This is a genomic window from Streptomyces sp. UW30 (assembly GCF_008042075.1).
Lineage (GTDB): Bacteria > Actinomycetota > Actinomycetes > Streptomycetales > Streptomycetaceae > Streptomyces.
Window position 1 is genome coordinate 53629 of record NZ_RDBN01000020.1, and the last position, 14732, is coordinate 68360.

Sequence of the window (14732 nt, forward strand, 5' to 3'; positions counted from 1 at the left end):
CCCCGCCCGTGTCGCCCGAGGCCTCCCCGTCGGCCCAGCCCGGTGACCTCGACGAACTCGCCACCGCCATCGCGGCCGTGGCGGGCCGCTACGTCCCCGCCGGACAACTGGCGCCCGACGCCGACTTCTTCGACGCCGGCGGTACCTCCGTGAACGCGGTGGAGCTCGTCTCCGCGCTGGAGGACGAGCTAGGTGTGACGGTCGGCGAGGGCCAGGTCGGCGAGGATCTGGGTGAGGTCCTCGGGGCGGGCCACGGTGTCCGGCCGGTCGGTGAGGGACGGGGCGGCGACCGGCGCGGGCCGAAGCGCGTGCGTCGCGGCGGGAACAGCCGTTTCCGGTACGGCGATCGCGGCCGCGGCTGGGGTGGGACCTGCGGTGACGACCGCCGCATCGGGCAGCCGGCGCTTGGCCAGGGCGACCGGCCTGGCATCGGCGAAGACCTCGTCCAGGTCGACCGTCACACCTAGCTCGTCCTCCAGCGCGGAGACGAGCTCCACCGCGTTCACGGAGGTACCGCCGGCGTCGAAGAAGTCGGCGTCGGGCGCCAGTTGTCCGGCGGGGACGTAGCGGCCCGCCACGGCCGCGATGGCGGTGGCGAGTTCGTCGAGGTCACCGGGCTGGGCCGACGGGGAGGCCTCGGGCGACACGGGCGGGGTAGTGCCGTGCGGCAGGGACGCATCGGTCCCGTGCGATGGCGACTCGGTCCTGTCGGGCACGGAAGAATTCGCCGCTTCGGGCCGCACGGGGGCATCGGCCGATCCCGTGACCTTGGCCAACAGGTCGGTCACGGTCAGACCGACACCGCCCCGCTCGATCGCCTCCGCGGTCGCCCGCTGGTCGGCGGCTGCCGACGCGTTCTCGTTCAGCTCACGCATGAGTGCCCTTCACGGTGTTGCCTGCCCTTTCCTCGCTGCTGTTCGCGCGTTCTCGCGCACGTACCGGGACCGTCACTGCCGCCGCCAGGAGCGGAACGTCCTGAGGTGCTCCGGTGTGACCACCGCTTCCAGGTGGTCGTCGTCCTGCTCGCCGCCGCCCAGTGCCGACAGGACACGGCGCGCCGGGGTGTTGCGCGGCGTGCGTTCCGCGGTCAGGCGGATCTTGGCGCAGTCCAGTTCCTCGGCTCGGTCGGCCAGCCATTGCAGCAGGCGTTCCTCGACGCCTCGGCCCAGTGCACGGCAGCTCATCAGCCAGGCCAGGACGTCGAGTTGGTCGCCCTCGTGGCGCACGGCGAGGAGGCCGATCTGGCCGTAGTCGCCGAAGCGGTCACGGGCCGTCGCCGTCCAGATCTCGCCGTGTTCGCGCCACCGGGCGACGTCGCCGCCGTCGGCGGAGCGGGCACGGAGGGTGAACTGGTTGGTGCGGCGCACGAGCTGCTCCGCACGCTGCACGTCGGCGTCGGACAGGGCCCGGACGTCGACCTCCAGTTCCAGCTGGTCCAGGAACTCCTCGAAGCCGGCCTGTTCCCGGACGGCGTCCCGCTCCCGCTCCTGGGCGTAGAACCGCGCCCGCAGCGCGTCCTCGGCTGTCGCCGCCGCGGGGACCAGCGGCCACAACCGGCCGAGGAACTCGGGGAGTTCGTCGGCCACCGGGCAGGTCACCGACAGCACCTGCGGCAGTGCCGCGCGCATCTTGGCGATCTCGGCCGGGTTGTCGTCGAGGAACAGGAAGCTGTCCAGGCCGAGGTTGAGTGTGTGTGCCGCGTCGGCCAGGCGGGCCGGTTTCGGCCCCCAGGCCGCCGAGAGCACGCTGAAGTGCTCCGCCTTCAGCAGGCTGTCCGGGCGGTCCAGTACGGCGCGGACGGTGTCCTCGTCGTTGTTGCTGACCAGGACCAGCAGCGCGCCCGCCGAGCGCCACTGGAGCAGCCGGCGTGCCAGCAGGGCGCGCGGGCCGGTCAGGTCCACGGCCTCGGGGCCGATCTCGCCGGCCACGCCGCCCCACAGGGTCTCGTCGCCGTCGACCGCGATCACCTTCGGCGCCGGGCGCCGAACGGCCCGGACGACCTCGGCGAGGCGCAGGGCGACGGCTGCCTGGAAGCGCGGGGTGAACGGGAGATGGGCCAGGCGTTCGGTGCGCTCGTCGAAGAGCTCCTCGACGGGGTGGTGGCGCGTGAAGTCCTCGGGGCCGAGGACGGCGATGCCGGGCACGTCGGCCAGTTCGGCGGCGATCTCCTGTTCCCACCGGCTGAGCCGGTCCTCCTGCCGGGCCGTGGGCAGGAGGCCGACGATCAGCGGCCCCCGGGTGTGCTCGGCGACCGCGCGCAGTGCGGCCGGGTAGGCGGTGTGCAGTTCGGCCAGCAGCGGATCGTCCAGCGGGCCGAAGCGCTGCAGGTCCGTCGCCCGCAGGAGGACGACGCCGGCAGTCGTGGCCGGGTCGGCGAACACGCCGGACGGGTCGCGCAGGGCGGCCAGGACGTGGTGGTACGGGGCCTCGGCGACGGTCGTGACACTGCCGTCGCTCACCGAGGCGTCGATCGCCGTCTCGCACATCAGCGGCAGGTTGCCGAGGGCGAAGGTGGCGGCGAGGGCGAGCGAGGAGCTCTCAGTAGTGGTCGTCGTCGTGCGCACCGGGCCCGACGGGTCCTCGGCCGCCTCCGCGAGCAGACGCACCAGTTCCTCGCCCAGCTCGGTGGCCGTGGGCCCGTCCAGGATGTCGAGGTTGTGGTCGAGGCGGATCCGGCCCGCGTCCGGGGTCATGGTGATCATCAGGTCGAGGTCGGAGTAGCCCGTACCGGCCGGCAGCACCTCCAGACCGGTCAGCCCGCGTGCCGCGCGTACGTAGTTGAAGTACACCTCCACCAGCGGCGCGTTGACCCGGTACAGGCCCTGTCGGGCCAGCACGGGCAGCACGTCGGAGAACATCGCGCCCTTGGTCAGCACCTTCTCCAGCCGCCCGTCGGTGCGGCGCAGCACCTCCTCGATCCGCTCGTCCGCGTTCGCCTCGGCGGGGAAGGGCACCGGCACTCCGAAGAAGCCCAGCGCGTCGTAGGCGTCGGCGTGGATGCGGGTGTCCACGGGCACGGCGAGGACGAAACGTTCACGCTCACGCTTCCGTGCCAGCAGGACGGTCAGAGTGCCGAGGCAGAAGGCGGCGGGTGTCACGGCCAGACGGCTCGCGGCGGCCGCGATCCGGTCCGTCAGCCCGTCGGGGATCGGCACGGTGACGCTGCCGGCGCGGTACGAGCGGGTCTGCGGGCGCGGCCGGCTCAGGGTCAGATCGAGGCGTGCGCTGTCCTGGAACGCCGTGCGCCAGTCAGCCGCGTCGGTGCTCCCGCCGGCCTGCTCGTCGGTTCGCTGGGCCTCGATCAGCAGGTGGACGTCGCGGTTGGTGAGGTGGTCGCCGAGCGTGTCACCGGACAGCTCGGCGTCGATCTCGCCGGCCACCAGCAGCAGCGACTGGAGATCACTGACGGCGTGGTGGGCGCCGTAGACGAGGATCTGGCCGCGCTCGCCGCCGTCCAGCAGCTCGAATCGCCACAGCGGTGGGGCAGCGAGGTCGAACGGTGGCTCCAGGAGCTCGCGCAGCCCGTCGGCGGCGTCGAGGGCGGTGCCGTCCGGTACGACCGTCCACCGCAGGGGCGGTTCCGGCAGTTCGCGGTCCACCCGCAGCCGCCGTCCGCCTTCCGCGGCGGTGACGATGGCCGTGCGCAGGGCCGCGTGCCGTGCGGTGAGGCGGTTGAGAATGCCGGTGAGGGCCTCGCGGGTGGTGGGCGTCGTCAGGCGTACGGCCAGTCCGACGGCGTGGGCCGCGTCGGGCATGCCGGGCTGGGCGCTGCGCAGCAGGCGTACGACGTCGCGGGTGGCAGGGTGCTGTTCGGTGGCCGCAACCTCCGTCGTGGGCTCCGGCTGCCCCGGCGCCATGGTCTCCCGTTCGGGCAGTGCCGTGCCGAGCGCCTGGGCGAGGCCGCGGATGTCGGCGGCCGAGAAGACGGTGGCGGCGGGGAGTTCGACGCCCAGTTCGCGGGCGAAGGCGTTGCGCAGGCGCACGAGCATGAGGGAGTCGAGGCCGAGTTCCTTCAGGGCCGTGGTCGCCGACACCCGGACCGCACCGCCGGAGACCTCGCCGACCCTGGCGCGCACGTATGCCTCCAGTCGTGCGGTCCGCTCGGTGGCCGTGGTCGCCGCGAACACCTTCTTGACGAGGTCGTCCGAACCGGGTGTCCCAGTGGGCAGGGTGATCAGGTCGGCAAGGATCGGGCGGGTGCGGGCGGCATCGGGATCGAGGGCCAGCATCTCCCAGTCCAGGGCGAGCGGTGCGAGCTGGCGGCGGGCCGTGCCGAGGACCCGCTCGAAGAGCTCTCCGCCGTCCTGTACGGAGAACGCGACCAGGCCCGAGCGGGCCGTCTCGGATTCGCGGGTGCCGGACTCGGCCACCATGCCGACGCCCGACCAGGCACCCCAGTCCAGGCTCAGCGCCCGACGGTCCGTACGGGACAGGTGGTGGGCCCAGGCGTCGAGGAAGGCGTTGGCCGCCGAGTAGGGGCTCTGTCCGGCCGAGCCCAGCAGACCGGCCGCCGACGCGAACAGGACGAAGTCCGCCGCGTCCGGGGTCAGTTCGGTGAGCAGGGCGGTGCCCAGGACCTTGGGGGCGAGGACGCGCAGGACCCGCTCGTCGGTCAGGTTGGCGACGGTGGCGTCGTCCAGGACACCGGCCGCGTGCACGACCCCGGCGATGGGGCCGAGCGCCTGCCGTACGGCGTCCAGGGCGACGGTCAGACCCCCGCGGTCGGCGACGTCCGCGCGGGCCAGGTGCACGCTCACGCCCCGCTCTTCGAGTCGGCGGATCCAGCCCAGGGCGTCCGCGTTCGGCGCGCCGCGGCTCATCAGAGCCAGCCGCCGGGCGCCCCGGCGGACCAGCCGCTCGGCGACGACCCGACCGAGTCCGCCCAGACCACCGGTGATCAGGTACGCCCCGTCCGGGGAGGTCGCACCGTGTCCGGCGTCGTCGGGGCGGGTGCGGGTCAGGCGGGGTACCAGTCGCCCGTCCCCGCGCAGCGCCACGAGCCGTTCGTCGTCCGCGTGCCGGAGCTGGGTCCACAGGGCGTCGGCGCCGTCCGTCGGCGGCAGGTCGACGAGGGTGGTCCGCAGCTCCGGGTACTCCTGCGCCACGGCGAGGCCGAAGCCCCAGCCGAGGGCCTGCTGCGGGTGCGTCACCTGCGTGCTGTCACCGGCCGCCTGGCTGCCCCGTACGACGACGAAGAGGCGGGGTGCCGCGCCCTGCGTCCGGTCGGCGAGCGTCCGCACCAGGTGCAGGGTGCTCAGGCAGCAGAGCCGGGCCGCTTCCTCGGCCGTGCGGTCGTCCTCGATCGCGGGGGCGTCGAGAGCGGACAACTGCACGACTCGCTCGGGCGGTTCGCTCGCGAAGGCCTCGTCGAGGAGACGGGCCAGGTGCTGCGGGTCCGCCGGGTCGAGGACATAGCGGCCGGGGCCCTCGGCGGCGAAGGACTCGCCCCTGCGGGCGATCACATACGGCACCGACGTGTCCAGCCGCTCGACCAGTTCGGCCGCCGTGCCCGAATCGTCGGCCAGGATGAGCCAACTTCCCTTCGCGGACGGCTCGTCGGCGATCGGACGCGGCTGCCAGCGGGTCTCGAAAAGCGCTCCGTCCAGCGGGGAGAGCGCGGCCAGCGCGAACTCCTGCGCCTCCAGGATCAACCGGTCCGTGTCGTCGTACAGACGAAGGTCCAGTGTCGCGCCGTCGCCGGACACGGACCGCAGCTCGCACGCCACCCACGCGGGGGTGGTGCGCAGCCCGGTGTGGCGGAGGCGACCGACTCCGGCGGGCACGAAGGCCCTTCCCTCAGGCGCGTCGGCGGGCAGCGCGGCCGTGTGGAAGGCGGCGTCGAGGACGGCCGGGTGGAGCAGATGACCGGCGGCGGGCTTGTCGGCGAGTCGGGCGAGGCCGGCGGAGCGGGTGCGGTGGCCCGACTCCAGGCCGCGGAAGGCGGGGCCGTACTCGATGCCGAGGGTGGCGAGAGCGCCGTAGACGGCCGGCAGGTCGACCTGCTCGGTGCAGCGGTCCCGCAGCGCGGCGAGCGACTCGCCCCGGTCGGCGAGGGGTTGGGCCGGGGGTTCCTCGGCGGTGACGGTGATGCGTCCGGTGACGTGGCGTTCCCAGGTCGCGGAATGTCCGGCGCCGGCCGGGGCCGAGGCGATGGTGAAGTCCCGGGTGCCGTCGGTGGCGGGGCGCAGGACCAGTTGCAGCCGCGTCGGGCGGGACTCGTCCAGGCGCAGCGGCTGGAGGAACCTGACGTCGGCGAGCCGTACGTCCCCGCCGTCCTGCACGGCGGACGCGGCCTCCAGGGCCATGCCGAGGAAGGCGGCGCCGGGCAGCCACACCTCGCCGGTCACGCGGTGGTCGGTCAGATAGGCGAAGCGGCTGTCGCGCAGGTCCACCTCGCTCTGGAAGAGGTGCCGGTCGGCTTCGTCGCTGGCCTCGACGTGCGTGCCCAGGAGCGGCGAGGCGCCGGTCGCGGTGGCCGGTGCGGGTGCGAGCCAGTGGCGTTCGCGGGCGAAGGCGTAGGTCGGCAGGTCGACGCGGCGGCCCGCCGGGAACAGCGCCTGCCAGTGGGGCGTGTGCCCGGCCGTGTACAACTCCCCCAGCCGGTCGAGCAGTACGTCCCGCCCGCCCCGCTGCCGGCGCAGCGAGCCGACGCTCACCGCGTCGATGCCGGCCTCGGCCGCCACCGCCTCGATGGACGAGCCGAGCGAGGGGTGCGGGCTGAGCTCGACGAAGTAGCGGTAGCCGTCGTCCAGCATGCGCCGGACGGTGTCCGCGAAGCGGACGGGTTCGCTGAGGTTGGCGTACCAGTACTCGGGGTCCAGGCGATCGCCCGGCACCGGCTCGGCCAGCACCGTCGAGTACAGCGGGGTCGGGGTGTGCGTGCCCCGGCTGCCGGAGAAACGGTCGAGCAGTTCGTCGCGAAGCGGGGCCATCAGCGGGGTGTGCGAGGCGAACGGCGTCGACAGCGAGCGGGCGTCGATGCCCTGCTCGTCGAGACTGCGCCGCAACTCGGCCAGTGCGTCGCCGTCGCCCGAAACCGCTGTGGAGTGCGGGCTGTTGACGGCGGCCACGAACAGCCGGCCGGCGTACGGGGCGAGCAGCTCCTCGACCCGCGGCCGCGGCAGGTCAAGGGACAGCATGCCGCCCTTGCCCGCGACCGGTACGACCGCCTGGGCCCGCCCGGTCACCACGGCCACGGCGTCGTCCAGCGTGAGGGCGCCGGCGCTGTACGCGGCGGCGATCTCGCCCAGACTGTGCCCGGTCACGGCGTCCGGGGTGACGCCGAGCGAGCGCCACGCGGCCGTCAGGCTTGCGTTGACGGCGAACAACACAGGCTGCAGGTACTCGGTCCGCTCCAGCGGGGAGAACTCCTCCGGCGCCCTCAGCGCGTTGAGCACCGACCAGCCGGCGTGCCGCTGTACCGCCTCGTCGATCCGCGTCAGCTCCTCGCGGAACGCCTCCGACTCCCCCATCAGGTCGAGGCCCATGCCGGGCCACTGACCGCCGTGGCCGGCGTAGACGAAGGCGACCTTGCCCGTGTGCTCCTCCCGGGGCGGGGGAAGCGGGATCCGCCCGGCGGCCAACTCGGCCAGCACGGCGCGCAGTTCGTCCCGGTCCTCGGCCACGACCGCGGCACGCCTCTCGAAGTGGCTGCGGTGGCGGGCCAGGGTGTGTGCGATGTCCGAGAGTTCGGCGGGGTCGTCGGCGAAGTGGCGTGCCAGTGCGGCGGCCTGCCCGCGCAGGCCCGCCTCGCTGCGGCCGGACAGGACGAACAGGTGCTGTCCCAGGGGGAGGTCGGCGGTCTCGGACCCCACCGCGGGTTCGGCTTCCTCCACGATCACATGCGCGTTGGTGCCGCTGATCCCGAACGCGCTCACGCCTGCCCGGCGCACCCGATCCGCCGACGCGGGCCAGGCCACCTCCTCCCGCAGCAGGTTCAGTCCGCTGTCCGCCCAGTCGACGTGCCGGCTGGGCGTGTCGGCATGCAGGGTGCGTGGGAGGGTCTGGTGGCGCAGGGACTGCACGACCTTGATCAGACCGACCACGCCCGAAGCGGCCTGGGTGTGCCCGACGTTGGACTTCAGCGAGCCGAGGTGGAGCGGGCGCCCCTCGGCGCGGGAGGCACCGAAGACCTCGGTGAGGGCGTTCGCCTCGATCGGGTCGCCGAGGGTCGTGCCCGTGCCGTGCGCCTCGACGAAGTCGATGTCCTCGGGCCGCAGTCCGGACTGCTCCAGCGCGCGCCGGATCACCTGCTCCTGCGCGGGGCCGTTCGGCGCGGACAGGCCCTGGCTGCGGCCGTCCTGGTTGACGGCGGTGCCACGCAGCACGGCCAGGATCCGGTCGCCGTCCCGCCGGGCGTCGCTCAGTCGCTTCAGTACGACCATTCCGGCGCCCTCGGCCCAGATCGCGCCGTCGGCGCCGTCCGAGAAGGAGCGGCAGCGGCCCGTCGGGGACAGCCCCCGCAGCCGGCTGAACTCGACGAAGGTCTGCGGCGTCACCATCAGCGTGACACCGCCGGCGAGCGCCAGATCGCACTCGCCCGCGCGCAGCGCCTGCGCCGCCAGATGGACGGCGACCAGCGACGACGAGCAGGCGGTGTCCACCGTGAGCGCGGGCCCGCCCAGACCGAGGGTGTACGCGAGCCGTCCCGAGGCCACGCTGAGGGCGGAACCCGTGCCGACGTATCCGTCGAGCTGGTCGAGCCGGGTGCCGGACAGGTAGTCGCTGCCGAACATCCCGACGTACACGCCGGTCGTGCTGCCCGCGAGGTCGGCCGGCACGATTCCGGCGCGCTCCAGGGACTCCCAGGCCGTCTCCAGCAGCAGTCGCTGCTGCGGGTCCATGGCCGCGGCTTCCTTCGGGGTGATGCCGAAGAAGCCGGCGTCGAAGGACTCGATGTCGTCCAGGAAGCCGCCCTCTCGGGCGTAGGACTTGCCGAGTGCGTCCGGGTCCGGGTCGTACAGCGACTCGACGTCCCAGCGCTCCGCCGGGAAGGGCCCGACCGCGTCCCGGCCCTCCGCGACGAGGCGCCACAGGCCCTCCGGGTCGCGCACGCCGCCGGGCAGACGGCAGGCCATGGCGACGAGCGCCACCGGCTCGTCCAAGGACGGTGCGGGCGCGGGCGCGCTCTTGTGCGGCGTGCGGGCCGTCGCCGCCAGGACACCGGCCAGCAGGTATTCGGTGAGGCGGGTCGGTGTGGGGTGGTCGAAGAGGAGCGTGGCGGGGAGCTTGGTGCCGATGCGGGTGCTGATGCGGTTGCGCAGGTCGACGGCCGTCACGGAGTCCATGCCGAGGTCGCGCAGCGGCTGGTCGGAGCGGACGGATTCCGCGGAACGCAGGCCGAGCGCGTGCGCCGCCTCCTCGCGGACCAGGGCGAGGACGCGCGCGGCACGTTCCGGTTCCGGCAGCCGGGCCAGCCGGTCGGCCAGGGTGTGGCTGCCGGGTTGGGCCGCGTGCGGCGCGGGGAGCAGGGAGCGCCACAGTGCGCCGGAGGGGGTGGCCGCCCTCAGCCGGGGCAGGTCCAGTACCCAGGCGACCAGGTGGGCGGCGTCGCGGCGCAGGCTCAGCCCGGTCAGTTCGCGGCCCTGCTCGGGGGTGAGGGCCCGGTGTCCCAGGCGTGCCATCCGCTCCAGGTCGGCATGCTCGGCGGCGAGTCCCTCCCCCGCCCATGCGCCGAAGGAGACGGAGACGCCGGGCAGGCCCAGAGCACGGCGGTGGTGGGCGAGTTGGTCGAGGAAGACGTTGGCGGCCGCGTAGTTGGCCTGGCCGGCGTTGCCGACGACGCCCGCCGCCGAGGAGACCAGCAGGAACAGGTCGAGCGGCCGGTCGGCGGTGAGCCGGTGCAGGTGGGCGGCGCCGTCGGCCTTGGGGCGCAGCACCCTCGCGAGCCGGTCGGGGTTCAGATCGGCGACCACTCCGTCCTCGAGGACTCCGGCACAGTGGACGACGCCGCGCAGGGGTGCCTCTTCGCCGATGCGGTCCAGTACGTCCGCGAGGGCGGCCGCGTCGGCGACGTCGCATGCGGCGACCTCGACCTGGGCGCCGAGTGCCGCCAGTTCGGCGGTCGCTTCGGCGGCACGAGGGTCGTCGGCGCCTTGACGGGACGTCAGCAGGAGGCGAGAGGCGCCGTTCTCGACGAGCATGCGGGCGATGTGGCGGCCCACCGCGCCGAGGCCGCCGGTGATGAGGACGGTTCCCTCGGCGGGGATGCTCGCGGGACTCATCTGCGGTGCGGGACGGGCTCGCACCAGTCGTGGGGCGAGCAACTGCCCGCCTCGCAGGGCGAGTTCGGGTTCCCCGGCGTGCGCGACAGTCGAGAGGGGCAGCGGTTCGTCACCGCTGAGGTCGAGGTCGAGGTCGAGCAGCGTCAGCCCGAGGTCCGGGTGTTCGGTGCGGGCACTGCGGACCAGGCCCCACAGCACCGACTGGGCGAGCCCGGGAACCGTGTCCCCTCCGGCGGCCGCGACGGCTCCACGCGTCACCCAGATGGTGCGCGCGGGCGCCTCGTCCGGCGGGAGGGCGATCAGGGCCTGCAGTTCGGCAAGGCCTTCGGCCGCCAACTCGTGGGCCGCGGCCGCCGGTTCGGTGTCCGCCGACGGACGGGGCCAGAAGCGTACGACCGTGTCGGCGCCCTCGTCGGCGACCTGGACACCCTCCGCGCGCAGGCCGGCCACGGCCGCAGCCCGGTCCGCTCCCTCACCGACGACGGCCCATACGGCACCGGACGTCCCGGCCGACTGCTCCGGCAGGGCCGTCCACGCCACCTCGTACAGGTGCCGCCCGTTCTCCGACCCGCTGTCCAGGTCGGCCGGGTTGGCGGCGCGCAGGCGTACGCCCTCCAGGCGGCCCGCCGGGAAGCCGTCGGCGTCCCACAGCGTGACGTCGAGGGTGAGGTCGGTGCCGGAGCCGCCGGTCCGGCGTACGGAAGCGATGAGGTCCGTCGCGCCGCCGGGCGGCAGGACGCAGCGGGCCACCGCGACCGGCAGCAGTACGCGCCGGTCGGAGGCGTCCAGGGCTGCGGCCACCTGGAGTGCGGCGTCGAGGAGCGCCGGGTGCACCGGGTAGGGGTCGGCTGCGTCGCGGGCGACGGGTGGCAGCGCGAGGCGGGCCAGCAGGGTCCCGTCGCCGGTCGCGGTGGCCTGTCGTACGCCCTGGAAGGCGGGTCCGTAGCCGAGGCCGAGTTCCTTCAGACGGTCGTAGGTGTCCTCGGGCCAGGCCGGTTCGGCCGTCTCGGGCCAGGTCGGTGGCTGGTCGGCCGGCGTGGTGGCGGCCGGGTCGGCGGCGGAGGCGGTGGCGTGCAGGGTCCAGTCCGTGGCCTCCTGGCCGCGCGGGCGGCTGTGGACGGTGATCTCCGGTGCGTTGCCCGCGGTGACCACCTCGACGGACACCTCGACCGTGCCGGTGCCCGGCAGCGTGAGGGGCGCCACGAGGAGAAGATCGGTGACGTCGGCGGGGGTGTCGGGGCGGGCCACGGCGAGGGCGGCGCGGCAGAGCTCCATCAGGGTGGTGCCGGAGACCACGGTCCGGCCGAAGACGGTGTGGTCGGACAGCCAGTCGGCGGTGGCCGGGGACCACTCGTTGCGGAAGGTCCAGCGGGTCTCGTCCGCCGACTGGAGCTGGATGCCGAGCAACGGATGCGCGGCGCGGTCGAAGAGGCCGGGGCCGGTGGCGGAGGTGGCCGGCTCGATCCAGTGGCGCTGTTCGTCCCAGGCGTACGTCGGCAGGTCCACCGGGGCGGTCTGCGGGACCGGGCGGCGCCAGTCGATGCGCCGTCCGTGGACATGGAGTTCGGCGGCGGCGCGGTCCAGGCAGGCGGGGCCGTCCTCGTCCCGGCGCAGCGATCCGACGGCGACCAGGTCCTCGTCGACGGTGCGCAGGGCGGTGAGCAGCGAGGGGTGCGGGCCTAGTTCGACGAAGCAGCGGTAGCCGTCGGCCACCATGCGCTCGACGGTCGGCGCGAAGCGGACGGGTTCGCGCAGGTTGGCGTACCAGTAGTCGGCTTCGAGTTCCTCCGTGACCGGTTCGCCCGTGACGGTGGAGTACCAGGCGACGGAGGTGGGATACGTGGTGACGCCGTCGAGTTCGTCGAGGATCGCGGCGCGGACGGTCTCGACCTGGGAGCTGTGGGAGGCGTAGTCGACGTCGAGGCGGCGGACGAAGACCTGTTCCCGGTCTAGGTCGGCGAGCAGGGCCTCCACCGCGTCGACTGCACCGGCGATCACGGTCGAACGGCCGCTGTTGACGGCCGCGACGCCGATCCTGTCGTCGTGCTCGGCGAGTCGTGCCTCGACCTCGGTGTGCGGCAGGGCGACGACGGCCATCGTGCCGCTGCCGGACAGCTGCGTCAGCGCCTGGCTGCGCAGGGCGACCACCGCGGCGGCGTCGTTGAGGCTGAGGGCCCCGGCGACGCACGCGGCGGCGACCTCGCCCTGGCTGTGCCCGACGACCGCGTCCGGCCGTATGCCTCGCGCCCGCCACACGGCGGCCAGCGACACCATCACGGCGAACAGCACCGGCTGGACGACGTCGACGCGGTCCAGGCCGGGGGCGCCCGCGTCGCCGCGCAGGACGGACGTCACCGACCATTCGGTGAACGGGCGCAGGGCGGCGTCACAGCGGTCGAGCTCGTCGGCGAACACCGGGTCGCGGTCCAGGAGATCGCGTGCCATGCCGGGCCACTGGGACCCCTGGCCGGGGAAGACGAACGCCAACTTGCCTGTGGTCCCGGCCTGTTGGGGACCGGCGGTCCGCTCAGGGTCGGGCCGGTCCTCGGCGAGCGCGCGCAGGGCGGTGAGCAGTTCCGTGCGGTCGCCCGCCTGGATGACGGCCCGGTGCTCGAAGTGGGTGCGGTGGTGGGCAAGGGTCGCGGCAACGGCCGGGAGCGGCAACTCCGGCTGCTGTTCCAGGGTTCGGAGCAGGCGGTCGGCCTGGGATCGCAGTGCGGGGAGGGTGCGGGCCGAGAGCGGGAAGAGGGTCGTGCCGGGAAGATCCGCAGGTGTCGGAGGCAGGTCCTCGGGGGCTTCCTCCAGCACCTCCTCGGGGGCTTCCTCCAGCACCACATGAGCGTTCGTGCCGCTGATCCCGAAGGCGCTGACCCCGGCGCGGCGTACCCGTTCGGGGTCTCGTGGCCAGGCGTGGGCTCCGTCCAGTACGCGCAGACCGCTGTGCGCCCAGTCGATGTGCTCGGTCGGGGTCTCGGCGTGCAGGGACGCCGGTATTCGCTCGTGCCGGAGCGCCAGCACGGTCTTGATGACGCCGGCGATGCCCGCCGCGGCCTGGGTGTGGCCGATGTTGGACTTGAGGGAGCCGACGCCGAGGGYGCGGTCGGCGGGGCGGCCGGGGCCGAAGACCGCGGACAGGGCGCGGCCCTCGATGGGGTCGCCCAGCCTGGTGCCGGTGCCGTGCGCCTCGATGTGGTCGACGTCCTGCGGCTGGAGCCCGGCCGCGTCGAGGGCCGCGCGCAGCACCCGTTCCTGCGCCGGGCCGTTGGGGGCGCTCAGGCCCTGGCTGCGGCCGTCCTGGTTGATCGCCGAGCCCTTGACCACCGCGAGGACCCGGTCGCAGTCGCGGCGCGCGTCCGCCAGCCGCTTGAGCAGCACCACGCCGCAGCCCTCGGCCCACACCACGCCGTCGGCGTCGGCCGAGAAGGGGCTGCACCGCCCGGACGGCGACAGCCCGCGCAGCCTGCTGAACTCGACGTGCCCGCGCGGCGTCACCAGCAGCGTGGCACCGCCGGCCAGCGCGAGGTCGCACTCCCCGCCCGCCAGGGCGCGTGCCGCCAGATGCAGGGCGACGAGGGACGACGAGCAGGCGGTGTCGACGGTGACCGCCGGGCCCTGGAGGCCGAGGGTGTAGGAGATACGGCCGGACGCCACGCTGGACGCCGAGCCGGTGCCGACGTGCCCGTCGAGCTGGTCCAGGGCGGCCGAGGCCAGGTAGCCGCTGTCGTACAGACCGATGTAGACGCCCGTGGAGCTGCCGCTCAGCGTCTCCGGGACGATCCCGGCGCGTTCGATCGCCTCCCAGCCGGTCGACAGGAGCAGCCGCTGCTGGGGGTCCATGGCGGCGGCTTCGCGGGGCGATATCCCGAAGAAGGCCGCGTCGAAGCGGTCGATGCCGGAGAGGTAGCCGCCGTGCAGCGAGTAGGCCTTGCCGGTGGCCTCCGGGTCGGGGTCGTGCAGCTCCCGGGTGTCCCAACGGCCCGCCGGTACCTCGCTGATGGCGTCCTCGCCCTCGGCCAGCAGCCGCCACAGCGCCTCGGGATCGTCCGCGCCGCCGGGGAACCGGCAGGCCATGGAGATGATGGCGATGTCGTCGTCGGCCCGCGCGGGCGTCTCGCCGGGCGGCGCGGCCGGCACCGACGCGGGTGTGGGCGGGTCGGCGAACACCGCCTCGGCGAGTGCCGCGATGGTGGGGTGGTTGAACACCAGGGAGGGGTCCAGGGGCCGGCCGGTCGACGCGGACAGGTCAGCCGCCAGGGTCACCAACTGCCGTGATCCGAGTCCGAATTCGGCGATCGGCCGGTCCGGGTCGACGGCCAGCGGGTCGAGCCCGGCCGCATCGGCGACGGCCGACTCCAGCCAGATCCGCACGCCCTCCGCAGTGGTCAGGGACGGCTCGGTGGACTGCTTCGGGGACTCGTGCGCAGGCATCTAGACAGGTGTCCTCGTGGATTTCGGCAAAGGGCGGGGCGGTGGCCGTACGACCCATGGGGCTCGCGTGCCGGTACGGCC

General features: G+C 74.1%; 2 protein-coding genes and 1 pseudogene. 1 reads left to right on the top strand and 2 read right to left on the bottom strand.

Going from position 1 to position 14732, the window contains the following annotated elements; genetic code table 11:
• Positions 1 to 77: 77 nt before the first annotated feature.
• Positions 78 to 146, top strand: a pseudogene (locus EAO75_RS47165) (hypothetical protein); the annotation flags it as partial.
• A 42-nt stretch (positions 147 to 188) separates the two neighbouring features.
• On the opposite strand, the gene EAO75_RS47170 reads toward EAO75_RS47165, so the two are convergent.
• The gene (locus EAO75_RS47170; RefSeq protein WP_147994699.1) at positions 189 to 875 is read right to left on the bottom strand and encodes an acyl carrier protein; all 687 of its coding nucleotides are present in this window, start codon (positions 873 to 875) and stop codon (positions 189 to 191) included.
• A gap of 72 nt (positions 876 to 947) precedes the next feature.
• Positions 948 to 14651: a type I polyketide synthase gene (locus EAO75_RS09960; RefSeq protein ID WP_147994700.1), complete on the bottom strand. Its 13704-nt coding sequence runs from the start codon at positions 14649 to 14651 to the stop codon at positions 948 to 950.
• Positions 14652 to 14732: the final 81 nt, after the last annotated feature.

What these genes read in the sequence shown, in the direction of transcription:
- EAO75_RS47170 (WP_147994699.1), bottom strand. Translation starts at nt 875, where the DNA reads ATGCGTGAGCTGAACGAGAACGCGTCGGCAGCCGCCGACCAGCGGGCG.